The sequence below is a fragment of the Hymenobacter terricola genome (assembly GCF_017921975.2).
In the GTDB taxonomy this organism is placed as follows: Bacteria; Bacteroidota; Bacteroidia; order Cytophagales; family Hymenobacteraceae; genus Hymenobacter; species Hymenobacter terricola.
In genome coordinates, this window is the sequence record NZ_JAGEMO020000007.1 from 29,175 (window position 1) to 52,897 (window position 23,723).

Annotated in this window: 17 protein-coding genes and 1 pseudogene; 13 read left to right on the forward strand and 5 right to left on the reverse strand. The window is 61.9% G+C overall.

The annotated features are described in order from the left end of the window. Positions 1–151 precede the first annotated feature (151 nt). Entirely contained in the window at positions 152–1,012 is an 861-nt protein-coding gene (locus J4G38_RS06880; protein ID WP_210513909.1) for a hypothetical protein, read from the reverse strand. Positions 1,013–1,199: 187 nt separating this feature from the next. On the opposite strand from J4G38_RS06880, the gene J4G38_RS06885 reads away from it, so the two are divergent. From J4G38_RS06885 to J4G38_RS06900, 4 genes are all read left to right on the forward strand, one after another. Continuing rightward, positions 1,200–1,808, forward strand: coding sequence for a DUF4142 domain-containing protein (locus tag J4G38_RS06885; RefSeq protein ID WP_210513908.1), 609 nt, complete (start codon positions 1,200–1,202; stop codon positions 1,806–1,808). 63 nt (positions 1,809–1,871) lie between these two features. After that, positions 1,872–2,474 carry a DUF4142 domain-containing protein gene (locus J4G38_RS06890; RefSeq protein ID WP_210513907.1) on the forward strand — a complete coding sequence of 201 codons (603 nt, stop codon included), beginning with the start codon at positions 1,872–1,874 and terminating at the stop codon, positions 2,472–2,474. Positions 2,475–2,719: 245 nt separating this feature from the next. Beyond that, positions 2,720–3,373 carry a DUF4142 domain-containing protein gene (locus tag J4G38_RS06895; protein ID WP_210513906.1) on the forward strand — a complete coding sequence of 218 codons (654 nt, stop codon included), beginning with the start codon at positions 2,720–2,722 and terminating at the stop codon, positions 3,371–3,373. Between the two features lie 117 nt (positions 3,374–3,490). Continuing rightward, the gene (locus tag J4G38_RS06900) at positions 3,491–4,180 is read left to right on the forward strand and encodes a TMEM175 family protein (protein ID WP_210513905.1); all 690 of its coding nucleotides are present in this window, start codon (positions 3,491–3,493) and stop codon (positions 4,178–4,180) included. Here the strand turns inward: J4G38_RS06900 and uvrA are convergent. Continuing rightward, entirely contained in the window at positions 4,177–7,227 is a 3,051-nt protein-coding gene (uvrA, locus tag J4G38_RS06905; protein WP_226163237.1) for an excinuclease ABC subunit UvrA, read from the reverse strand. The genes J4G38_RS06900 and uvrA overlap by 4 nt on opposite strands. A gap of 303 nt (positions 7,228–7,530) precedes the next feature. Here uvrA and J4G38_RS06910 point away from each other — a divergent pair, with 303 nt between their 5' ends. The 4 genes from J4G38_RS06910 (at position 7,531) to J4G38_RS06925 (ending at position 10,251) form a co-directional block, all read left to right on the forward strand. Next, on the forward strand, positions 7,531–8,325 hold the full coding sequence (locus tag J4G38_RS06910; protein WP_210513904.1) for a hypothetical protein: 795 nt from the start codon (positions 7,531–7,533) through the stop codon (positions 8,323–8,325). Positions 8,326–8,433: 108 nt separating this feature from the next. After that, the gene (locus J4G38_RS06915; RefSeq protein ID WP_210513903.1) at positions 8,434–8,892 is read left to right on the forward strand and encodes a hypothetical protein; all 459 of its coding nucleotides are present in this window, start codon (positions 8,434–8,436) and stop codon (positions 8,890–8,892) included. A 233-nt stretch (positions 8,893–9,125) separates the two neighbouring features. Next, positions 9,126–9,548 (forward strand): hypothetical protein, encoded by a 423-nt coding sequence (locus J4G38_RS06920; RefSeq protein WP_210513902.1) that lies wholly within the window; start codon positions 9,126–9,128, stop codon positions 9,546–9,548. Between the two features lie 187 nt (positions 9,549–9,735). Further along, the gene (locus tag J4G38_RS06925; RefSeq protein ID WP_226163290.1) at positions 9,736–10,251 is read left to right on the forward strand and encodes a hypothetical protein; all 516 of its coding nucleotides are present in this window, start codon (positions 9,736–9,738) and stop codon (positions 10,249–10,251) included. A 205-nt stretch (positions 10,252–10,456) separates the two neighbouring features. On the opposite strand, the pseudogene J4G38_RS29140 reads toward J4G38_RS06925, so the two are convergent. Then, positions 10,457–11,968 (reverse strand): annotated as a pseudogene (locus J4G38_RS29140) (FAD-dependent oxidoreductase); the annotation flags it as partial. Between the two features lie 186 nt (positions 11,969–12,154). Between J4G38_RS29140 and J4G38_RS06935 the strand changes: the two are divergent. Together J4G38_RS06935 and J4G38_RS06940 are read left to right on the forward strand one after the other, a co-directional pair. Beyond that, positions 12,155–13,510 carry an MBOAT family O-acyltransferase gene (locus J4G38_RS06935; protein WP_210513900.1) on the forward strand — a complete coding sequence of 452 codons (1,356 nt, stop codon included), beginning with the start codon at positions 12,155–12,157 and terminating at the stop codon, positions 13,508–13,510. 70 nt (positions 13,511–13,580) lie between these two features. Further along, a complete protein-coding gene (locus J4G38_RS06940) occupies positions 13,581–14,843 on the forward strand; it encodes an alginate O-acetyltransferase AlgX-related protein (protein WP_210513899.1) in 1,263 nt (420 codons plus the stop codon). 69 nt (positions 14,844–14,912) lie between these two features. Here the strand turns inward: J4G38_RS06940 and asnS are convergent, their stop codons facing one another. Further along, the gene (asnS, locus tag J4G38_RS06945) at positions 14,913–16,307 is read right to left on the reverse strand and encodes an asparagine--tRNA ligase (RefSeq protein WP_210513898.1); all 1,395 of its coding nucleotides are present in this window, start codon (positions 16,305–16,307) and stop codon (positions 14,913–14,915) included. Positions 16,308–16,509: 202 nt separating this feature from the next. Between asnS and rpoN the strand changes: the two genes are divergently transcribed. After that, the gene (rpoN, locus tag J4G38_RS06950) at positions 16,510–18,102 is read left to right on the forward strand and encodes an RNA polymerase factor sigma-54 (protein WP_210513897.1); all 1,593 of its coding nucleotides are present in this window, start codon (positions 16,510–16,512) and stop codon (positions 18,100–18,102) included. 125 nt (positions 18,103–18,227) lie between these two features. Beyond that, positions 18,228–21,026, forward strand: coding sequence for a PAS domain-containing sensor histidine kinase (locus J4G38_RS06955; RefSeq protein ID WP_210513896.1), 2,799 nt, complete (start codon positions 18,228–18,230; stop codon positions 21,024–21,026). 324 nt (positions 21,027–21,350) lie between these two features. On the opposite strand, the gene J4G38_RS06960 is transcribed toward J4G38_RS06955, so the two are convergent. Next, positions 21,351–22,061: a hypothetical protein gene (locus J4G38_RS06960; RefSeq protein WP_210513895.1), complete on the reverse strand. Its 711-nt coding sequence runs from the start codon at positions 22,059–22,061 to the stop codon at positions 21,351–21,353. Between the two features lie 557 nt (positions 22,062–22,618). Between J4G38_RS06960 and J4G38_RS06965 the strand changes: the two genes are divergently transcribed. Continuing rightward, positions 22,619–23,713, forward strand: coding sequence for an acyltransferase family protein (locus J4G38_RS06965; RefSeq protein ID WP_210513894.1), 1,095 nt, complete (start codon positions 22,619–22,621; stop codon positions 23,711–23,713). The last annotated feature ends 10 nt before the right edge of the window (positions 23,714–23,723 follow it).

Here is a 23,723-nt window from a genome sequence, read left to right on the forward strand (position 1 = left end):
TGCGGCGAAATGCACGTTGCCAGCCCCAGTGGGTCCGCCCCTCTGATGCTGGCAGCGTACCGCGTTGTTTAGGACTTAAACAAAAAAGAGCCGCCCTGGCAGGGGCGGCTCTTTTACTACCAGGCACTGGGCAGGGCAAATGCCCGGCTGTTTAGTGCAGGATGATGGTGCGGGTGCGGGTGCCGTTGATGGTGACCGAGGCGATGTTGTCGCAGGCGCCGGTGCCGGCGGGGTCATAGTTCAGCAGCAGGGTGTTGCCTTTGGAGTTGGCGATGTTGACGGTGCCCGATACGAAGTGGCGGAAGCAGCCCACGGTAAAGTGCTTGATGAGCGGCTGCACGATGTTGGCGGTGTAGCTGATGCCTCTGCGGTTGGTACCCGTGGCCGAGCCGGTGATGCTGTATTCATCGTCCGAAATCTGGGGCGTGGCGTAGCCGGCGGTGCGGGTAAACACGCGGTGGGCCGTCCAGGAGTGGGTGCCGCCGTTGTTGGCGAAAATGATGCTGGCGCTGGGCACATCCACGCTGAAGGAGCCGCCGCTGAGGTCGGTGAAAATGCGGGTGGCGGTGTGCTGGTTGTCGTTCACGAAGTAGTTTTCGCGGGTGACGGTGGCACCGGAGTGGCGGTGCAAATCATTGCCGGTGAAAACGATGACGATTTTGCCACGGCGGTAGCGGCCATCGGGGCAGAGGCAGTTGGTGGGGCCGAAGTCGATGGTGAGCGTGCGGGTATCGGCAACGTAGGTGCGGGTGGCGCAAGTGCCCACCAGGCGGGCCAGGTCGGCGGCACCGGCGGCGGCAGGGCTGCCGGTCACGGTTTCGTCGGTGGGGACGGCGGCCGTTATCAGGTCGCTGCTCAGGGCGGTTTCTTCCTCGCTGTTGCCGGTGTCCTCGGCGGATACTACATCATCGGAAGTAACCACTTGGTCGGCGTCGCGCTTGCAGCCGGTGGTGAGCAACAGGCCGCTGGCGAGGCAGGCAAAAGCCAGGGAACGGAAGGAACGGGTACGCATGAGAAGAGGTGAAAAAAGTATCGAAATAAGATGGTGAACTGCGTTTGTGGCCGGTTGGAAGCAGGCGGGCCACGCAGGTTTAAAGCGGCTGTGAAAAAACTTGCGGCGGCCGCGCAAGAACCCAGTTGCGGAGCAGTCGTATAGCTTGCCAATTAGGCCGTTGGGCCACTCATTAATCCGTCTTGCCATGCGCGGTTCGCTACATTTTCTGTTGCCTTCGCGGCAGCTATTTCTGGTACTGGCGCTGCCGCTGCTGGCCGCCTGCTCATCGCCGGGCGGCGGCAGCTCCGATGCCACGGACGCGGCCAACGCCCAAAATGAGCACAAGATTGACGCCGCCGACGTAACAAAGAAGCAGGAAGCCGACGCCAAATTTCTGGTGAAAGCCACCAGCAACATGCTGCTCGAAGTGGAACTGGGCAAGCTGGCACAGGCCCGCGCTACCGCTCCGGCCGTGCGCACCTACGCCGAGCACCTGGTGCAAAATCGCCTCGAGCTGCTGGCGGCCCTGCGGGCGCTGGCTGAGACCAAGAAGCTGGCCGTGCCGCCCGCCCTCGGCGAGGACGAGCAGGCGGCTTACCACGAAGTGAGTGCCCAGACGGGCTCGCAGCTGGACAAACACGCCACGGCGCTGCTCGTTAAAGCCCAGAAGCAGGACGAAGATGCCTTCGACGACATGAAAGACGACGCCTACGACGGCGACATTCGCGGCTTTGCGGCCAAGTACCACAGCCCCGTGCAGGACCAGCTGGACGCCGCGAAAGATGCGGCCGACGTGGCCGATAAGCTGCCCTAGACCTACGGAACCGCGACTTTCTGTAATCCTTATTTTTTCCTTTTCACACAATTTCCCTTCCCCATGAAACGCTCATTTGTAATACTGGCTGCCGCCGTCGCTCTGTTGACCGCCGGCGTGAGCTGTAACTCCAACGACTCGGTGAAACAAGCCCAGGAAACCAACGAAGTAAAAGCCGACAGCGCCACGACCAAAACCGATACGGGCAAAATCGAGGACAAAGGCCTGAAATACGACTCGGAGTTCATGACCAAAGCGGCCAGTGGCGGCATGCTCGAAGTAGAGATGGGCAAGCAGGTGGCCGCCCGTGCCGTGACGCCCAATGCCAAAAAATATGCCCAGCAAATGATTTCGGACCACACCAAGGGCAATGCCGAGCTGATGGCCCTGGCCACCAAAAAGAACATCACCCTTCCCACCACCCTCGGCGATGAGCACGCCAAAGTGCTGAAGGACGTGACCAAGGAAAAAGGCGTGAAGATGGACCAGGAGTACATGAAGGAGATGCTGAAGGACCACCAGGAAGACGTGAAGGAGTACACCGACGCATCCATCAATGCCACCGACCCCGACATCAAAGCGTTTGCCGCTAAAACCGTCCCGATGCTGAAAATGCACCTCGACATGGTGACCAAAATGCAGCCGGCGGTCGATGCCGCGAAATAAAAAACTGCGGCCCGGTGGTAGCTGATGCGAATGGCCTGCTCCTTCTGGTGCAGGCCATTTTTTTAGATAAATTAACCGTCCAGCTTACTGATAATCAACCGTTCTGCTTAGGCGCGAAATAATGCAAGACATGCAACATCAAGCCCTTACCCTTGCGTACTAGCAGCATCACCTCCATCCGGCGCTTGGCTAACCCGCAACCCGACGCCTGCCCCACTTTCCCTCACCAAATCCTTTCCAAGCCAATGAAACGCTCCTTTCTTCCCTTACTGGCTACGGGCCTGCTCGCCTTAGCTTCCTGCAACGATGCCAGCAAATCGGGCACGGCCGCCAGCGGAACAGACAGCAACATGGCCAATACCCCCGGCGCCAGCGCCGACACGGCGGCGACAGCCATGTCGGGCGATAGCAGCGGCCCGGCCAGCAGCGGTACCGCCATGGGCGACGCCAACGGCCCCACTGCCCCGCACGCCACCGACAAGCAATTCATGGAATCGGCGGCGCACAGCGACCAGAACGAGATTCAGCAAAGCAAAATGGCACTGGCCAAGGGCGTGACCGGCATGGCCAAAGACATGGCCAACAAGATGATTGCTGACCACACCAAGTCGACGGCGGACCTGAAGATGATTGCCGCCAGGAAAGGCGTGACGCTGCCGACCGACATGGACGCCGACCACAAAGCCATGAAGCCCGCCATGGAAAAGCTCTCGGGCAAAGACTTCGAGCAGAAGTACCTGGCCCAAATGGTAGCCGACCACCAGAAAACGGCCAACACGATGATGGCCCACGAAAAAATGACCAAGGATGCCGACCTGAAGGCGTTTATCGGCAAGACGCTGCCCGTGGTGCAGCAGCACCTCGGCATGGCGCAGAAAGACAGCGGCATGAAAATGTAGCCGCGTTAACGACGGATTATCTGGTTGCAAAAGGCCGTCCTGAGAAACCAGGGCGGCCTTTTGCATTCGGATGAAATGCTATATTGCAGCGCTGGTCTTTAGGCTGGCAGCCCTATTATGGACGGCAACGAAAAAGCCCAGCACAACCGCGAAGCGTTTCAGCTGGAACGCGTTATCCTGTTTACTGATGCGGTGTTTGCCATTGCCATCACGTTGCTGGTAATTGAACTGAAGGTGCCCGAGCTAGAGCACCGCACCGAGCAGGAGGCCATAAACGGCCTGTTGCGGCTGATTCCCAAGTTCATCGGCTTCCTCATCAGCTTCGGCATTATTGCCATCTACTGGACGGCGCACCACCGCATTTTCCGCTTCGTGCGGCACCTGGATGGCAAGCTAATCTGGCTGAACCTGGCCTTCCTGCTGAGCATCGTGCTCATGCCTTTCACCACGGCCTACCAAAGCGAGTATGGGATGCTGGCCACGCCCTGGGTCCTCTACAGCGTCAACATTATTGCCACGGGGCTGCTGCAGGCCCGCATTCAAATGCATTTGCGGAACCCGACGGCGGGCCTGGTAGCCGAGCACGAGCGCCACCACCCCGACCTCGACCTGGTGCGGCCCATGATGACGCCGCTGGTGTTTGGGCTCAGCATCGGGCTGGCGTTTTTCGTGCATCCGTGGGTGCTGCGCCTGCTGCCCGGCGTCATCTTCCCGCTGCTCAGCCTCTACTTCGGCAAGCGGCACCGGCGGCTGGAGCAGGCCTATAACCAGCCCGCTCCAGCGCCTGAGGCCGTCGAAAGCACTTAAGCCGTCGCGTACTTACTGATTTTTAATTCCTCGGCCAGGAAGCGGGCGGTGTGGCCCTTGCCGGATTTGGCCACCTGCTCGGGCGTGCCCTGGGCCACAATCATGCCGCCCGCCGCGCCGCCCTCGGGGCCGATATCAATGACGTGGTCGGCCACCTTAATCAGGTCGAGGTTGTGCTCGATGATGAGGACGGTGTTGCCCTTGTCGGCCAGTTTCTGGAGCACGTCGGCGAGGTGATTAATATCCTCGAAGTGCAGGCCGGTGGTGGGCTCGTCGAGGATGTAGAACGTCTTGCCGGTGTCCTTTTTACTGAGTTCGGTGGCGAGCTTCACGCGCTGGGCTTCGCCGCCGGATAGCGTGGTGGCCTGCTGGCCCAGCGTGAGGTAGCCGAGGCCCACATCGTTGAGCGTCTTGATTTTGCGCAGGATGCGGGGCTGGTATTCGAAGAATTCCACGGCCTTCTCCACGGTCATGTCCAGCACGTCGGTGATGGACTTGCCTTTGAAGCGGACCTCCAGCGTTTCGCGGTTGTAGCGGCGGCCTTTGCAGGTTTCGCAGGGCACGTGCACGTCGGGCAGGAAGTTCATTTCGATGGTGCGAATGCCGGCGCCCTCGCAGGTTTCGCATCGCCCGCCCTTCACGTTGAAGGAGAAGCGGCCGGGGCCGTAGCCGCGGATTTTCGCCTCCGCCATCTCGCCAAACAACTGCCGGATTTCGGTAAATACGCCGGTATAAGTGGCTGGATTGGAGCGCGGTGTGCGCCCGATGGGCGACTGGTCGACCTCAATCACCTTGTCCACCAAATCCAGTCCTTCGATGCTGCCGTAAGCCAGCGGCTCCCGCTTGGCGTTGAAGAAATACTGGTTCAGAATGGGGTACAGCGTGTCGTGAATGAGCGTGGACTTGCCTGAGCCCGACACGCCCGTCACGGCCACCAGCTTGCCCAGCGGCACCTTCAGGGTCACGTTTTTGAGGTTGTTGCCCTTAGCGCCCTTTAGCACCAGCTCGGTGCCTTCGCCCTTGCGCTTTTTGCGCTGCATCTCGATGTGCTTCTGCCCGCTGAGGTACTGCGAGGTGAGCGAGCCGGAATTCAGAATCTCCCTGGGCGTGCCCGAGGCCACGATGTGGCCGCCGTGGATGCCCGCGCCGGGGCCAATATCGAGGACATGGTCGGCGTGCAGAATCATGTCCTTGTCGTGCTCCACCACAATCACCGAATTGCCGATGTCGCGCAGGTGCTGCAAAGCCTTGATGAGCCGCTCGTTATCCCGCTGATGCAGGCCAATACTCGGCTCGTCCATGATGTAGAGCACGCCCACCAGCTGGGTACCAATCTGGGTGGCGAGGCGGATGCGCTGGCTTTCGCCGCCGCTCAGGGTGCGCACCGGGCGGTGCAGGTTCAGGTAATCGAGGCCCACTTCGAGCAGGAAGCCGATACGCTTGCGGATTTCCTTCAGCAATTCCCGGGCAATCACGTTCTGGCGGTCCGTCAGGCGGCTTTCCAGGCCCTCAAACCAGTCGGCGAGGTCGTTCAAATCCATTACCGACAGCTCACCGATGTGCTTGCCGTCCATCTTGAAGTGCAGGCTTTCCTTTTTGAGGCGGTAGCCGTGGCACTCCGGGCAGGGCTGGGCCTGCGCATATTGGGCAATCCACTCCCGAATGTTATCCGACTCCGAATCCATCTGCCGGCGCAGGAACGGGATAATTCCTTCGAACACCTCGTTGTACAGGCCCTTGCCGCTATCGGCCTCGTCTTCCGAGATGCCGTGGAGCAGGCGCTTGAGCAATTCCTCGGGCAGCTTGTCGAGCGGCGTGTTCAGCGTGGCTTTGTTCTTTTTGAGAATGAGCTGGAGCTGCTGGAAAATCCAGATGTCGCGGTACTCGCCCAGCGGCGCGATGCCGCCCCGGCTGATGCTCAGCTTGCGGTCGGGCAATACCGCTTCTTCCGTGATTTCCTGCACCTCGCCCAGGCCATTACACGTCGGGCAGGCGCCGTAGGGCGAGTTGAAGCTGAACGTATTCGGCGCCGGGTCGTCGTAGGCAATGCCGGTGGTGGGGTCCATCAGAAAGCGCGAGAAGAACTGCGGCTGGGCCTTTTTGGCGTCGGGGTCGAGCACCAGCATGGTGCCTTTGCCATGCATCAGCGCATTCTGCACCGAGCCGCTGAGGCGGAACCGGTCTTCCTCATTCACCAGCAGCCGGTCAATCACGATTTCGATGTCGTGGATTTTGTAGCGGTCCACCTGCATCTTGGCCGTAATGTCGAGGATTTCGCCATCGACGCGCACTTTGGTGAAGCCCAGCTTGGCAATCTTCTGGAAATCTTCGCGGTAGTGGCCTTTGCGGCCCTTCACCACGGGGGCCAGCACCACCAGCTTCTTGCCGTCGAAGTGCTTGAGGATGTAGTTGATAATCTGGTCGTCGCTCTGCCGAATCATCTTCTTGCCCGTGGCATAGCTGAAGGCTTCGGCCGTGCGGGCGTAGAGCAGACGCAGGAAATCGTAAATCTCGGTGATGGTGCCCACCGTGGAGCGCGGGTTGCGCGAGGTAGTCTTCTGCTCGATGCTGATAACCGGCGACAGGCCCTCAATCTTGTCCACGTCGGGCCGCTCCAGCCCGCCCATGAACGAGCGGGCGTAGGCCGAAAACGTCTCCATGTACCGCCGCTGCCCCTCGGCATAGATGGTGTCGAAGGCCAGGCTCGACTTGCCCGAGCCCGAGATGCCCGTGAATACCACCAGCCGGTTGCGCGGAATTTTCACGCTCACGTTTTTCAGGTTGTGCTCGCGGGCGCCGTACACCTCGATGTATTGCGCCTCCAGGTGTTGCGAGGTATGGGCGGCGCCATTGAGCGCGGTGGGCGGCAGCGTTTCGGGCGTCTGGTGCCGAAGGGCCACAGCTGCGCTATCCGGATTGGGTTGGCTAGCGGCCGCAGCGGCCGGTTCGGTGAGGGTGCCGGCCAGCTGTTTTTTCAGCGTAGTGGCCGTGGTTTTGGGAGCTTTTGGGGCTTTAACAGCCGGGGTAGCAGTGGATTTTTTGGCCATTCAGAAACGCAGCGAATAAGTGCGTAAAGGTACGAAGAAGGGGGCCCGAAGGCTAACAAAACCAGCTTTTTTGCCAGCCGCATTAGCCGGCGCCGCCGCTGGCAGGGCGTCGGGGTATAACCAGAAACCGACCGCTTTTGTCCCCGGCTTTCGGACGGAAAATAACCCAGCGTTGATTCCGGGCATCTGGACGATTGTTTTCGGTCCGATGGTCGATTTTCGGTCATCTTGGCACCAGCCTTGCATCTATTGGGCAGGCAGCACCGTTTAGGGTGTTACCATCATTTTTATCAGTTTCTTATCATGAAACCCCTCGCAAAACTTATTGGCGCGGCCCTGCTGGGTGCGTTTGCCCTGCTGGCCGCTCCGGCCGCTCAGGCCCAGGTGGGGGTGAATATTAATATCGGCGCACCGGCCTGGGGGCCTCAGGTTCCCTACGGTACCCAGTATTACTACATCCCTGAAATTGACGGCTACTACGACCTCTACACGCAGCAATACATTGTGTACCAGGATGGCTACTGGGTGCCCCTGCCGCAGCTCTACGGCTACGACCCCTACCAGTTCCACCCGGTCATCGTGAACTACCGCGGCGCCCAGCCCTGGCTGCAGGTGAGCTACTACCGCCAGCGCTACGCCTACCAGCCCTACCGGGCATATGGCCCCAGCCGCAGCGGCTACTATAATGGCGGGTACGGCCGCCCCGGCTATGGCTACGGCTACGACAACCGCGGCGGCTACTCCAACGGCCGCGGCTACGGCGACCGGGACCGCGACAACCGTGGCGGCTATTCCAACGGCCACGGCTATGAAAACCACGGCGGCGACCGCGACAACCACACCCAAAGCCCCGGTGGCGGCTACAACACGCCCCGCGGCACCCCAATGCCGCAGCAGCCCCAGCCCCAGCAGGGCGGCAGCCAGGGCAACCACGGCGGCTTCGGCGGTGGCCAGGGCCAGCCGGGCGGTGGCAATGGTGGCGGGCAGCAGGGTGGCGGCGTCGGCGGCGGGCGCGGGAACGAGGGCGGCGGGCGCGGTAACGGCGGCGAAAACCACGGCGGCGGCGGCGGAAACCATGGCGGCCACGGCCGAGGTTAAATCGGCTCGGTGAAACCAGCCAACCCGTTTGAATCAAACCTAGTATACGGCACCCGGCCCTGCTTGCGCAGAGCCGGGTGTTTTGTTTTCACTCTAAATTTCTTCATCATGAAACTGTTTCCCACCCTGCTCTGCGCCCTGGTGCTCGGGGGCGCCTCGCTTGTTGCGGCACCGGCGGCCCAGGCCCAGATTAATGTCAACATCAACACGGCCCCGCCCATGGTAGTGGGCGCTCCGGCCAATGCGCAGTATTACTACGTGCCCGAAATCAACGGCTACTACGACGTGCCGGCCCGTCGCTACCTGGTGCAGCGCAACGGCAAATGGACCCGGATGGAGCGCATTGACGGCTACAACCCCTCCTATTTCCACCCGCAATACATTGAATACCGCGGCGATTCGCCCTGGACCTACAAGGGCCACGGCAACCCCCATGGCATTCCTCCCGGCCAAGCCAAAAAAATGTACCGCAACGACCACGACGACCACCGCGAAGGCGGCGACCGCGACGAGCATCATGACGATGACCACGGCAAAGGCAAGGGCCACGGCAAAAACAAGCACTAGCCCCTCGTACAGCATTAGCGATTAGCACGCTCCAGCGTGCCCTAATTAGTAGTTCCTCCGCCCAAGAACCGAGCCTGCCGTTTGGCAGAGCTGGTCGGGATAGTTCGCGGGTTAGTCTGGAGAATCGGTTTGTTTTAGGAATTCAGGGGCATTTGGGCACTTGGTTTGCGTTGGAAAGGCTATTTGGTTTACTCCGGGCAGCCTTTTCAATCCCACCCTTTTTCTCTTTCGCCATGAAATCTCATCAGTTGCTACTCGCGTTTGTTTTCGGCGCTTTTGCCGCCCTTGCCACCCCTACGGTCGCTCAGGCTCAGGTAAACCTCAACGTTCAGCTTGGCCATCCTGCCTGGGGCCCGGCCGCTCCGGCCGGCTCGCAGTACTACTACATTCCTGAAATCGACGGCTATTATGACCTGGCCGCCCGCCACTACATTGTGCAGCGCAACGGGGCCTGGGTGCCGGTAGCCACCGTGCCCGGGTATAGCACCTCGTCTTTTCACCCGGTAGTTGTCGATTATCGGGGCCGCCAGCCCTGGGCGCAGTACCGCGACCACCACGCCCGCTACTACCGCCGCCCGGTAGTGGTGCGGAAAGAGGTGGTGCGGAAGCAGATAGTCCCGCGCAAGGTGGTGATAGTGAAACGCGGCCGCCGCTAGGCGCCGCCAGCTATGCAGAAAGCCCCGCCCGGCGGGCGGGGCTTTCTAGTTGGGCAACTGGGCAGTAGCTACTTCGTCCTCCTTGCCCACTCCACTAAGCCCGTAAAACAGCCGCCCTGGGTGCCCGCTTAAATCCGGCACTCTACTTTGCAGTTGCTTATCATCTCATCCTAGTTTCTTTTTCATCATGAAATCCCACCTTCGTTTTCTTGCTTTCACGTTGGGCATCGGCCTGGTCCTTGCCATTTCCACGGCGGCCCAGGCTCAGGTAAATGTGAACGTAAACGTGGGCCGGCCCGCCTGGGGCCCACCCGTGCCGCAAGGCACCCAGTTCTATTACATCCCCGAAATTGACGGCTATTACGACCTGTATGCCCGCCAGTACATCGTGTATCGCAACGGCCAATGGGTGCCCCTGGCCGTAGTCGATGGCTACGACCCTTACCAGTTCCACCCCGTGGTGCTCGACTACCGGGGCCGCCAGCCCTGGGTGTACGTGGGTGCCCACCGCGACCGGTACCCGCGCCGCGTGGTAGTGGTGCAGCCCCGCCCCGTGATAGTGCGGCCCCGCCCGGTAGTAGTGCGTCCCCAGCGCGGCCTGCCGCCCGGCCAGGCCAAGAAAATGTACCGCGAAGGCTACCGCGAGGGCCGGCAGGATGACCGCGGCCACGGTGGCGGCAATGGCCACGGCCGGGGCCACTAGCCGGGTTATTGGCCCGATAAAAAAGAAGAACGGCGGCCCGATTGGGTCGCCGTTCTTCTTTTTTATCGGGCCGGCCGTGAGCCTGCTGCTTGCTGTACCAGTGCGGCCCAGTCGGTTTCGGGGCCGAGGGCGGCTGGGGCCGCAGTTGGTTGCGGCCCAGCAGCTCGGTGATATAAAGTATTGCGGAATCGCGGCCCATGCCGGCCACGGCCGTGATGCCGCCCGCCAGCACGTAGAATGCCAGAAAATCCTGCTTCGCGACCTCGCCTTGGTAAATGATTTCGTCCCACTTCTCGGCGTGGCCGGCGTAGCGCAGGCTCTTGCCAAACTGCTGCGTCCAGAAGAAGGGAGCACTGGTGAAGGCGGCATTCTGGCCCAGCATGTTGCGGGCGACCGCCTGGCCGTGCTGCTGGGCCAGCCGCCAGTGCTCGATGCGGGCCGACTGACCGGTGCCGGCCACGGGAAACCGGGCAATATCGCCGGCGGCATACACATGGGGCGCCGCTTGCAGGTGGGCATCCACCGGCAGTCCGCCGTCCTGTTCGAGTTGGAAAGTGTCGCGCAGGAAATCGGTGGCCGGGCGCACGCCCACGCCCAGCACCACCGCCTCGGCCGGCAGGGTCTGGCCGGATTTCAGCTGCCCCCCCGTGACGTGGCCATTTGCCCCGAGTAGGGCTGTTACTTCGGCTTCGGTTTCAAACCTGACGCCTTTTGCTTCGTGCATCACGCGGAACATATGCCCGATTTCCGGCCCCAGGATTCGCTCAAAAGGCACCTTTTCCTGGGCTACCACGGTCACGGCGCGTGCGTCACCAATCAGGCTGCTGTCGGCTTCCATCCCAATAAAGCTGGAGCCAATAACGACCACCTGCCGGGCCGTTTTAGTGGCTTGCAGCAGCGCAACGGCATCGGCCTGGGTGCGCAGGGTCAGCACGCCGGACAGGTCGTACCCGGGCAGCTTGGGCAGTTGGTTAGGAATCCCTCCGAGGGCCAGCAGCAATTGGTCGTAGTGAAGCGGCGGACGGTTTTCGAGCTGAATTTCCTGCTTTTCCAAATCGAGGCCCGTGGCGCAGGTATTGGTCAGAAGCTCGATTTTTTGCTGCGTGTAAAACGCCGGTTCCCGCAGCGGCAGTGCCGCCGGCTGGGCCTTCCCGGCCAAGAAGGCTTTGCTGAGTTTGGTACGGTCGTAGGGCGCGGCGGCATCGGCCGATACGAGTACGAGGCGCCCCGCAAAGCCTTCCTGCCGCAGGGTCTGGGCCGCAAACTCGCCGGCCGCCCCGCCGCCGATGATAACGAAGGTGCGCGCATCGGCCGGGGCCGAAACGGCCACTGCGGGCGGCGCACCCCCAACCTCCGCCGTGGGCGTGGCATTGGCATCGCCGATACTGGCGGGCGGGTTGAGCGGCACCTGCACCCAGATGCGGCCCTTGGCCTCGCGCACGGCAAAGGCGGGCAGCGTATCCAGCGCGGGCGGCTCGCAGAGGCGGCCGTCCGGCACCCGAAAACAGGCGTGGTGCCAGGGACAGACAATCCGGCCCGCTACCAGCTTGCCTTTTTCCAGCGGCGCACCGTGGTGCGGGCAGTGCGCCGCAAAGGCGTGCACTACGCCTTCGTGGCGGGCCAGCAGCACGGCCGGCCCGTCGTGGGACGTGGGGAAAGTGCACAGCTCGCCCTCAAGCACGCTGGCAGAGTCGGTCAGGTCGATTTCGGGAAGCATGGCATTGGCGGCTTGTCCCGGTTGCAACGGAAACCCGGCTGCTCAGGTTGACCCAATTCATGGAACGGCAGGCGACCATTACCTTTGAGGCTGCCAACGAGGGCAGCTTTTTCTTCCGGTATGGTTTTCAGCAGTACGCTTTTCCTTTTCTACTTTCTACCCAGCTTTTTACTCCTCTACTACGCAGTGCCGGCCCGCCTCAAGAACGCCGTGGCTCTGCTGGCCAGCTTGGGATTCTACGCCTGGGGCGGCCTGCACTTCCTCGGCCTGTTCCTGGCTTCTGTCGTGGTCAACTTCGTCCTCATCCGCTACATGGATGCGACTTCCCAACGCAGCCGCAAACGTGTCTTCCTGCTGCTGAGCATCGTCCTCAACGTGGGCATGCTCTTCTACTTCAAATACGCCAACTTCTTTCTCGACAATGCCAGCGCCGTGCGCAGCTATTTGGGAGGGCCGGCCCTAACCTGGGAAAAAGTGGTGCTGCCCATTGGTATCTCCTTCTTCACCTTTGAGAAGCTCACCTACACCATCGACGTGTACCGCGGCGTGAATAAGCCTCTGAAGTCGTTCTGGGACTTCCTGCTGTACATCATGCTCTTCCCCAAGATGATTGCCGGGCCCATTGTCCGCTTCCACGAAATCGCGGGCCAGCTCACCGACCGCAGCGCCTTCGACACCGTGGACCAGAAACTGGCCGGACTGTTTCGCTTCGGAATTGGCCTGGCCAAAAAGGTGCTCATTGCCAACGTGCTGGGCGAGCAGGCCGACCTGATTTTCAAAATGAACCCGGCCACGCTTTCCGCGCCCCTTGCCTGGCTGGGTGCGGTGGCCTACACCTTCCAGATTTACTTTGACTTTTCGGGGTATTCCGACATGGCCATCGGCCTGGGCCGGATGATGGGCTTCCAGTTTCCCGAAAACTTCAATAACCCCTACATCTCGCGCTCCATCACCGAGTTTTGGCAGCGCTGGCACATCACGCTCGGCCGCTGGATGCGCGACTACCTCTACATTCCGCTGGGCGGCAACCGTGTGAAGCCTAGCCGCCTCTACGTCAACCTCTGGACGGTGTTTATCCTTTCGGGCTTCTGGCACGGCGCGGCCTGGAACTTCATTGCCTGGGGGGCCTTCCACGGGTTGTTTCTGGTGCTGGACCGGCTGTTTCTGCTGCGGCTTTCCCGGCGGCTGGGGTCGTTTAGCATCGTGCCCACGTTCCTCATCACGGTGGTGGGCTGGGTGCTTTTCCGGTCCGAAACGCTAGGTGGGGCGCTGGCCTACGCCGGCCGCATGTTTGCGGGGGGTACCAGCAGCCTGCCTTATTTCACCCCCGAGTTCTGGACCACGCTGACATTGGCCTCCGGCTTTGCCTTTCTGGCCGCCTTGCCTACCGTGGAGCGCCGCGCGCTGCGCGTGCTGGCCGCCGAGCACCTCACCCTGCCCCGCGCCCTGGCCCTAAGCATAACGACCGCAGTATTGCTCATCCTGAGTGTGAGCTACGTGCTTAGCAGCAGCTTCAATCCGTTCATTTACTTCCGTTTTTAGTCTGCATATGGCGGCTCGTGTTTCTACCCCTGGCGCACAGAAGTGGTCCAAGCGCTTATTATTTGCCTTGTTGTTGGCGCTGTTGCTGCTGCCGGCCATCCAAGCCAAGTTTCAGCTGGTGGAGCTGATGCCCCTGAGCGGCTACTCCGAGGCAGCCCCCGAGCCCGATTTTAGCCCGGAAACGGTATTCGACAACTCGTATCAGCCAGCGCTGGATAAATACCTGGAAGAGCAGATAGGCTTCCGCCCCTGGATGATTCGCCTTCGCAACCAGCTGGCCTATAGCGTTTTCAAGTTGGACAGGGCCAACAATACGGTTCTGGGCATCGATGATATGATGTTTGATGGCCGAGCCGCAGACTCGTACCTGGGCCGGGACTTTGTGGGCGAGGCGGAAATTGACCGCAATGTCCGGCGTTTCAAGGACGTGCAGGACACCCTGGCGAGCCATGGCACGCTGCTGGTGTTCGTCATCGCGCCCGGCAAGTCAGACATCTATTCGGACATGATGCCGGCCGACTATCGCAATGCGCCCCACACCCGGTCCAACTACACGGCTTACGCCGAAAAGCTCGCGGCGGCCAACGTCAACTTATTGGATATGAGTGCGTTATTTCGGCATTGGAGAGACACCAGCGCCTACCCCGTGTTCCCGCGAGGTGGAATTCACTGGAGCTTGTGGGCGCGCGACCTCGCCGTCGATACCCTGTTTGATTACGTGCGCCAACGCGGCCACTTCAACTTTCCGGACTGCTACGTTACCAACCGGGAAGTCAGCAACATTCCCCGCGACACCGACGATGACCTGGCCAAGGTGTTGAACTTGTTCAAGGAGCCCGAGGCCTTCCGGATGTCTTATCAGAAGCTGGAATTTACACCCTTGCAGCCCGGGCAGCGCAAGCCCAATTTGCTGTTAGTTGGCGACAGCTTTGCCTGGGGCATCGTGGCTTACCTGTCCTCCGTTTTCAGTCCCGAATCGCACTTTTGGTACTACAACACCGAAGTTCAATGGTCGGGTGCCGGCGGGCTTCCCGAGCAAAAGCAAGTGAATCAGCTCGATAAGCGAGTGGAGCTTAAAGGGCGCGACGTGGTGCTGGTGCTGTATACCGAGCCCAATCTAACGGCGTTCGACAACTATTTCAGCGCCAGCGTCTACAAGGCCTACCATCCGTACACGGCCGCCGACAACCTGCGCATTCAAGGCATCAAGCAGCAATTGATGCAGGATACCGCGCTGACCAGTCGCCTTCAGGAGCGGGCGTATCACGATAACATTCCCCTCACTACGCTCTTTGAATGGGAGGCCATTGGGGCGTTTGACAAGATACGCTGATACGCAGCGCCGACGCCTGGCGAGCAAAAAAAGAAGGGGCGGTTTGGCCGCCCCTTCTTTTTTTGCTCGTTAAAATGCCGCGTTTTTGGGGTAGCGCGGAAAGGGAATCACGTCGCGGATGTTGCTCATGCCGGTTACGAATAGCACGAGGCGCTCGAAGCCCAGGCCGAAGCCGGCGTGCGGGGCGCTGCCGAAGCGGCGCGTATCGAGGTACCAGTCCAGGTCTTCGGTGGGCACGTGCATCTCGGCCATGCGGGTGGTGAGCTTGGTGTAGTCCTCCTCGCGCTGCGAGCCGCCGATGATTTCGCCGATGCCGGGAAACAGCACGTCCATGGCGCGCACGGTGCGGCCGTCGTCGTCCAGCTTCATGTAGAAAGCCTTGATTTCTTTCGGGTAGTTGGTGAGAATGACGGGCTTCTTGAAGTGCTTCTCGACCAGGTAGCGCTCGTGCTCCGACTGCAGGTCGGTGCCCCAGTCCACGGGGAATTCGAACTTTTGCTTGGCCGATTTCAGGATTTCGACGGCCTCGGTGTAGGTGAGGCGCTGGAAGGCGTTGTCGGCCACGGAATGCAGGCGGGCCAGCAGCTCCTTGTCGTACTGCTCGTTGAGGAAAGCCAGGTCGTCGGCGCAGTTAGCCAGCGCGTACTTTACCAGGCTTTGGAGGAAATCCTCGGCCAGGTCCATATTCTCTTCGAGCTCGTTGAAAGCCACTTCGGGCTCAATCATCCAGAACTCGGCCAGGTGGCGGGCGGTGTTGGAGTTCTCGGCCCGGAACGTGGGGCCGAAGGTGTAGATGCTGCCCAGCGCCATGGCGGCCAATTCGCCTTCGAGCTGGCCCGACACGGTGAGGTTGGTTTGCTTGCCGAAGAAGTCCTGGGTGTAGTCGACCGAGCCGTCGTCGGCCAGCGGGGGCTTGTCGGCGGGCAGGGTGGTGACGCGGAACATCTGGCCCGCGCCCTCGGCATCGGAGCCGGTGATGATGGGCGTGTGGACGTAGAAAAAGCCGTGGTCGTTGAAATAGTTGTGGATGGCGAAAGCCAGCGCGTGCCGGATGCGCAGCACTGCACCAAACGTGTTGGTGCGGGGGCGCAGGTGGGCGATGTCGCGCAGGTGCTCCAGCGACGTGGCTTTCTTTTGCAGCGGGTAGGCTTCGGCATCGGCCGCACCCAGCACCGTTACTTCGGTGGCCTGGATTTCGACGGCCTGGCCCTTGCCTTGCGAGGCCACCAGCTTGCCGCGAATGGCCACGCAGGCGCCGTTGCCCACGTCTTTGAGGTTTTCTTCGGGAAATTTCCCGGCGTCGGCAACGGCCTGGATGGTGTGAATCGTGGAGCCGTCGTTGACGATGATGAACTGCACGTATTTGTTGCCGCGGCGGGAGCGAACCCAGCCTTTGACGAGGACTTCGCGGTCGAGGTCCTGGCTGGCCAGAAGTTCTTTGACGGTGGACCGTTTGAGGGACATAGTGTTGGGGAAGCGGATTGTAATTGGGGCAAAGGTAGGCCCCAGCATCAGGAGCACGGAATGTAGCGCGGACTTTGTAGTCCGCGAGTGGTGGGAAACGGGTCGTTTACTCGCGGACTACAAAGTCCGCGCTACACCAACTTTTCGTGCCAAATTCCAGTAAAATTGATTGGCGGCCCTTCCTTTCCGTATTTTCGTGACTATGCAACGCCTCGACCTTAAACAACTCCTCTCGCAAAAGCTTAGTCCGCAGCAGATTCAGTTTATCAAGCTGCTGCAAATCCCCACGGCGGAGCTGGAAACGCGCATTAAAGAGGAAATGGAGGTGAACCCCGCCCTGGAAGAGGACGAGCCCGACGACGCCGAAGAGCTGGACCGCGACGAGGACGACAACGAGGCCGACGACGACCCCGATGCCAGCCTCGACAACGATGAAAATACGCTGGACGAGGACTTCGACGACCGCAGCGGCAACGACTCGGAAATGGCCGACGACCTGCCCGAGCCCGATATCCAGCCCAAGGACGACAGCCCGGTCGACAGCGAAAGCGCCGCCGACAACACCGACCTCGACCTGAGCGACTACCTCAACGACGACGAAATAGCGGGCTACAAGATGCAGGGCGACGGCCCCGGCGAAGAAGAGGAGCGCGACACGCCCCTGGCCGATACCAGCGGCTCGCTCCTGGATTCGCTCCTCGACCAGCTGCATTTTGCCAGTCTGGACGAACAGCAGGAGGCCATCGGCCAGCAGCTCATCGGCTCCATTGACGGCGACGGCTACATCCGGCGCGACCTGTCGGCCATTGCCAACGACCTGGCTTTCTCGCAAAACCTGGAGGTGACGGTGGCCGAAATTGAGGCCGTGCTGCGCGTGGTGCAGGGCTTTGACCCGCCCGGCATCGCGGCGCGCGACCTGCCTGAGTGCCTGCTGCTCCAGCTGGAACGCCGGCCGCAGGACGAGAACACGGTGAACGCCGAGCGGATATTGACCGACACGTTTGAGGAGTTCAGCAAGAAGCATTACCCACGCATTCAGCAGAAGCTGGATTTGGAGGATGATGAGCTGAAAGAGGCCATCAACGTCATTCTGAAGCTGAACCCCAAGCCGGGCGGCAGCGGCCCCAGCGGCCTGGGCAAGACGCAGTACCTGATGCCGGACTTCATCCTGACCAACGACAACGGCGTCTTCAACCTGACCCTGAACGCCCGCAACGCCCCCGAGCTGCGCGTGAGCCCGGCCTACACCGAGATGTTCCGGACCTACGACAAGGCCGCCAAGAAGGACACCAAGATGAAGGAGGCCGTGACCTTCGTGAAGCAGAAGCTGGACTCGGCCAAGTGGTTTATCGACGCCATCCGGCAACGGCAGAACACGCTCCTGCGCACCATGAACGCCATTGTGGAGCTGCAGCGCGACTTCTTTGCCGAGGGCGACGAGGGCAAGCTCCGGCCCATGATTCTCAAGGACATTGCCCAGCGCATCGGCATGGATATTTCGACGGTGAGCCGGGTGGCCAACTCCAAATCCATCCAGACCGAGTTCGGGATTTACCCGCTGAAGTACTTCTTCTCCGAAGGCATTGCCACCGATTCGGGCGAGGACGCCAGCAGCCGCGAGGTGAAAAGCATCCTGAAAGACCTCATCGGCAAGGAGAGCAAGGAACGGCCGCTGAGCGACGACAAGCTGGAAAAGATGCTCAACGCCCGGGGCTACAACATTGCCCGCCGCACGGTGGCCAAGTACCGCGAGCAGCTGAACATTCCGGTGGCCCGGCTGCGCAAGGAACTGTGATTTCATTTAACATTTAGCAGGCCGCCGTACGGAGCACGGAGCAGGGAGTCGTTTCTATCTTTGGAGAATTACCGTTGAGGCAATTTTTCATTTATGCCTGCTCGCTGTTAAATGTTAATTGATAAATGTTAAATGCCCCTTTAGATGACTTTTCGCCGGCCGAGCTGCGCGACTTGCTGCTGGCCGAGCGCGCCCGCCGCGAACAGGCCGAAGCCGAAATAGTCCGGCTGCGCTCCACAAGCCGCATTCCGGTGCTCAACCCCAATCCGCTCATGCGGCTGAATGCCGCGGGCGAGCTGCTGTTTGCCAACCCCGCCGCCAACAAGCTGGTCGAAGAGATGCAAACCACCGGGCCGTCGCGGGTGCGGCCGCAGCTGATGCATGCTGCCGCTCAGGCCCTGCGCACCGGCGAGGTGGCCCACAGGGAGCTGCTGGCCAACGGCCAGTACTTCCTGCTATTTACGGTGCCGGTGGTAGAGGAAGGCTACGCCATGCTGTACCTCACCGACGTGACGGCCCAGCGGCAAGCCGAGCAGGAAACCCGCGAGCAGCGCGAATTCTACGAAGCCATTCTGGACCACTTGCCGGCCGTGGTGACGGTGCTCGACCCCGACCAGCGCTACCGCTACGTGAACCCCTACGCCGAGCCCGACCCCGCCCGGCGCCGGGCCCGCGTGGGCCTCACCTTTGCCGACCATTGCGCGGCCCGCAACCTGCCCCTGGCACTGGCCACGCGCCGCTCCCAAATGTTTGAGCGGGCCGTGAGAACCCGCGAGCTGGTGAGCTGGGAGGAACGCTGGCCCGGTCCCGACGGCCAAACCGTCCTGTTCTGGGTGTGCTACTACCAGCCCGTGTTCGGGCCCGAGGGGGTGCTGCGCACCGTGATGTGCTACGGGCTGGACATCACCACCCGCCGGCAGGCCGAGGCGCGCACCCGCCAGAGCGAAGCCCAGGTCCTGGCCCAACAGTCGTTCACCAACCTGGTGCTCGACCTCAACCCCAACCTGATTTGGGTGCGCGACGCCGAGGGCAACACCGTGTTTGAGAACGCCGAAATGAAAGCCCTGCGCCGGCGCATCAGCGAGCTGGCCGGCATCGAAAGCATGGAAGCGGCCATGAGCAAGGAGGAAATTCAGACCTCGGTGCTGGCCGACCAGAAAGTGCTGCGCACGGGCCAGCCCCTGACCATTCAGACGTCCATAAAACTGGCCAATGGCGAAGTGTGCTGGCTGCAGACGGTGCGCTGCCCGCTGGTGCAGGCCGACGGCGCGGCCCAGGTACTGGGCGTGAGCACCGACATTACGGCCCTGAAAGCCGCCCAACACGCCGCCGAAGCCGCTGCCACCGCCCGCGAAAACTTCCTGGCCAACATGAGCCACGAAATCCGCACGCCCCTGAACGGCGTGCTGGGCATGACCAGCCTGCTGGCCAAAACCGGCCTCAACGAGCAGCAGCGCGACTACACGGCCGTGATTCAGCACTCGGGGCGCCACTTGCTGAACGTGGTGAACGACGTGCTCGACATGGCCAAAATCACCTCCGGGAAGCTGGAGATGGAGAAATCTGCCTTTAACCTCTGCGACTCGATGGCCAACGCGGCCCAGCCGCTGGTGATGCAGGCCCGGGAAAAAGGCATTCGGGTACTGGCCACCCGGCTACGGGACTCCTGCCCCCACCCGTGGGTGCTGGGCGACTCCTACCGCCTGAACCAGATTCTGATTAACCTGCTCTCGAACGCCATCAAGTTCACGCCGGCGGGGGGCACGGTGACGATGGCCGGCCACTACGTGGCGGAAACCGAGGACACCCTCACCACCGAATTCCGGGTATCGGACACGGGCATTGGCATCGCGCCCGACAAGCTGGACAGCATCTTCCAGGAATTCACCCAGGCCTATGCCGACACCACCCGGCAGTTTGGCGGCACGGGCCTGGGCCTGAGCATCAGCCGGGCCCTGGCGACCCAGATGGGCGGGCACCTGAGCGTGCAGAGCGAGCCGGGCAAGGGCAGCTCGTTCTCCTTCATCACCACCCTGCCCAAGGCCAGCGCGGCGGCCCGGCAGGCGGCGCTGGCCCCGCTGGCCCCGGTGCAGGAAGCCGCCGTGCGCGGCTGCCGCGCGCTGCTGGTGGAAGACAACGAGGTGAACCGCGAGGTAGCCAAGCTGCTGCTGGAAGGCCACGGCGTGCTGGTGGACGAAGCCGCCAGCGGCATCGAAGCCCTGGAATTATTTGAGGCAAACCGCTACGACGTGGTGCTGATGGACATTCAGATGCCCGGCATGAATGGCCTGGAGGCCACCGCCCGCATTCGGGCCCACGCCGACCTGCGCCGGGCCACCACGCCCATCCTGGCCCTCACGGCCAATGCCTTTCGGGCCGATGCGGAGAAGTATGCCGCCGCCGGCATGAACGACACCCTGCCCAAACCCTTCGACGAAGCCGAGCTGCTCAGCAAGCTGGCCTCGCTGATTGCGGGCGTGCGGGAGCCGCTGGTGGAGGTGAAGGCCACGGCCACTCCGCCCGTGACCACGCCCGCCACCCCGGCAAAAAAGACCGCATCCAAGCCCCGCAAGGCCGCTGCTCCCCCAGCTACTCCATTATACGACCTGGCCCTGCTGCACGAAACGGCCCACGGCAGCACCGCCTTCGTGAACCGCATCCTGGCCTCGTTCCACGCCAACACGACCGGCAGCGTGGCCGACCTGCGCGCCGCCCTCGCTGCCGCCGACTGGCCCGCCGTGGCCGCCGTGGCCCACAAGCTGCGCCCCTCCCTGCGCCTGGTGGGGGCCGCCCGCCTCACGCCCGGCCTCGCCGCCGTAGAAGCCGAAGCCGCCACGGACGCCGAGCGGCAAGCCGCAACCGAGGGCCTGGTGGCGGGACTGGAGGAGCTGCTGGCGGCGCTGCCGGCTCACCTCAACTCCTGACCCCGCGGCTGCTTCATGCGCGGAGCCCCGCAGAGAAGGAGCTCCGGCTTGGCTTCTGTGCAGGGGGCTGGCCCCTCCCGCGGGCCGCAGTCTAAGCGCAGCGACGCCTGCGGCCCGCAAGGGCCCCGCCACAAGTGGCGGGGCCCTTCGGCACACCCTCCACGGGCACCGCCACCGGTGGCGGGCCACCCCGGCCCACCCTCCACGGCTACCGCCACCGGTGGCGGGCCACCTCAGCACTGTGCCCATGGGCACCGCCACCGGTGGCGGCACGCATGGGCACTGGGGGCATGGCCATCGCCACCGGTGGCGGTGGTTTTCCGGTTAGGCGGCAGCGGAGCCGTCCTTTGCGGCTTTGGTGCGGCCGGGGTTGCGGTTGGGGAGCAGGCCGTAGTTGAAGTAGATTTCGGCCTGCCCGGGGTGCTCCCAGAAGGCGGCCAGGGCCGTGCAGTGCACCTGCCACAGCAGGGCGCAGGCCTGCGCCCACTGCCCGCCCAGGGCCCCGATGGTTTCCTTGGCCACTTTCAGGCCGGCGTCTTTGGCGGTGGTGGCTTCGGTCAGCTCCTTGAGGAGGTCATCGGCGGTTTTGCCCAGGTCGGCCCCGAGGGCCTCGGCGTGGGCGGCCAGGGCCCCGGCAAACGCCTCGAAGCGCACCGGGAAATCGGTGTCGTTGGCTTCGGTGAGGTACATGAGGCCCTGGGGCAGCAGCTCCTTCAGCTGGTCGGGCTCCGTGCGGTAGGTGGGCACCAGCTTCACGGCGTTGGTGTCCTGCACGAATACGTGCATGGCGCGCAGCACGTCCTTCTTCGAGCGGGTGAGGGTTTGGCCGGTGCCGTCCTGGCCTTCGCGGGCCACCACGGTGCCGCCGAGGGCGGTAGCAGTCGCTTGCAGGCCCGCGCTCAGGGCCTTGATGGCGGCATCGGGGCTGGCGGCGGTGGCCGTCACGGCGTAGTTCAGGAAGCCCAGGAAGGTGGGCCGGCTGCACCGGATGTTGACAAAATGGTTGGTGTAGAGGTCGTGGTACGGAGCGGCCATCGGCGTGGGAATTGGGGTTGGTAAATAGATGGCTGGAAGGTAGGCAAAGGAATTGATAGTGCTGAGGTTAGCGGTGCTTTTTTTCACCACCACCACTTCCCCCTCTCCCCTCCTGCCTGCTCCCCGGCCGCCACTCGGCGGCCAGCTCAACATACGGCAGCACCCGGCGCGTCTCCTGGGCCAAACCCTGGGCCGAATAGCTCTGCCGATGAACGTGCCGGTGCCCGTGGTGCAGGTGGAAAAACGGGGCCGGGGGGCGGCGCGTGCGAGAGGCCGGCCGGGTTGGTCAAGGCATTTTAGCGCTGCGTTGCCATGCCAGCCGCAACTGGCTAATTCAGCCTCCTGCTCCTCACGGGAAGGCCCTTCTTTCCCAGTGGCCAGGGTGCTGCTACTGGCGGGCACGGTGGCGTAGTCCGGGCGGCAGCAATCCATCAGGGCAATGCCAATGAGCTATGTGGCAGGCAGTAACAATTTCACTACAAGCACAATTACCAAACACAAAGTAGAGGTATAACCGCTGTGCATGTAGCTTTGGGCTTTCAACTACCGGTATATTAATGGAGCCCGAACCACATAAACGGCCAATTCGCTTTTACGAGATTGACTTACTCCGCTTTCTCGCCGCCCTATCAGTCGTTTTCTACCACTACACTTTCCGGGGCTATTCCCTGGGTCATTATAGCCCCCTTGCCTTCCCGGAGCTGGGACGCTTCACGCGGTATGGCTACCTCGGGGTCGAGCTGTTTTTTATCATCTCCGGCTACGTGGTGCTGCTGAGCGCACAGGGCAAAACCATTCGGCAGTTTTTCCTTTCGCGTATCACCCGGCTCTACCCGGCCCTCTGGGTGGCCTGCACGCTCACATTCATTGTCAAGTTGCTGTGGGGCACCGGGCCGGCCGATGTGGGCATGAGCCCGTTGCTGCACGCCACCCCGGTGCAATACGTGGTCAACATGAGCATGCTGCCCGAGTTTTTCCACATCAACGCAATGGACGGGGCCTACTGGTCGCTCACCATTGAAATCACGTTTTACCTACTTATTGCCATCCTCATCGGCTTCGGCCTGCTGAAGCACCTCACGCTGGTCCTGGCCTTGTGGTTGGCTTATACCGCACTGCCAGGCACGATGCACGAGGGCGGCCTGTTTCCCGCCCTGTTCTTCCCGGCCTACGCGCCCTACTTCGCGGCAGGCATGCTCCTCTACCTGATGCAACAACCCGAGGGCCGCACCTGGCAACGGTACGCCCTGCTGCTGGTTACGTACGTACTGGGCCTGCGGGCCAGTATCGACCACGTCGGGAGTCTGGCGTTGGCCTACCATGAGCCCTTTTCTACGAAAGTGGTGGCCGCGATTATCACCGGCTGCTACGTGGTGATGTACCTGGTGGCCTTCCGCAAAATCGACCTGAGCCGGTTTTCCTGGCTGGCCTGGCTGGGGGCCCTCACCTACCCGCTCTACTTGCTGCACAGCGACATCGGCTTCATCATCTTCCATCGAATGCAGCACTTCACCAATAAGTACGTGCTGGTAGGAGGCACCATGGTCCTGATGCTGGTTGCTGCTTACCTGGTCCATGTTTTCATCGAAAAGCGCCTCAGCAAGGCATTGGGCCAGCAAGTAAACCGGCTGCTGACGGCGCTGGCAAAGTAGAATATCCTCC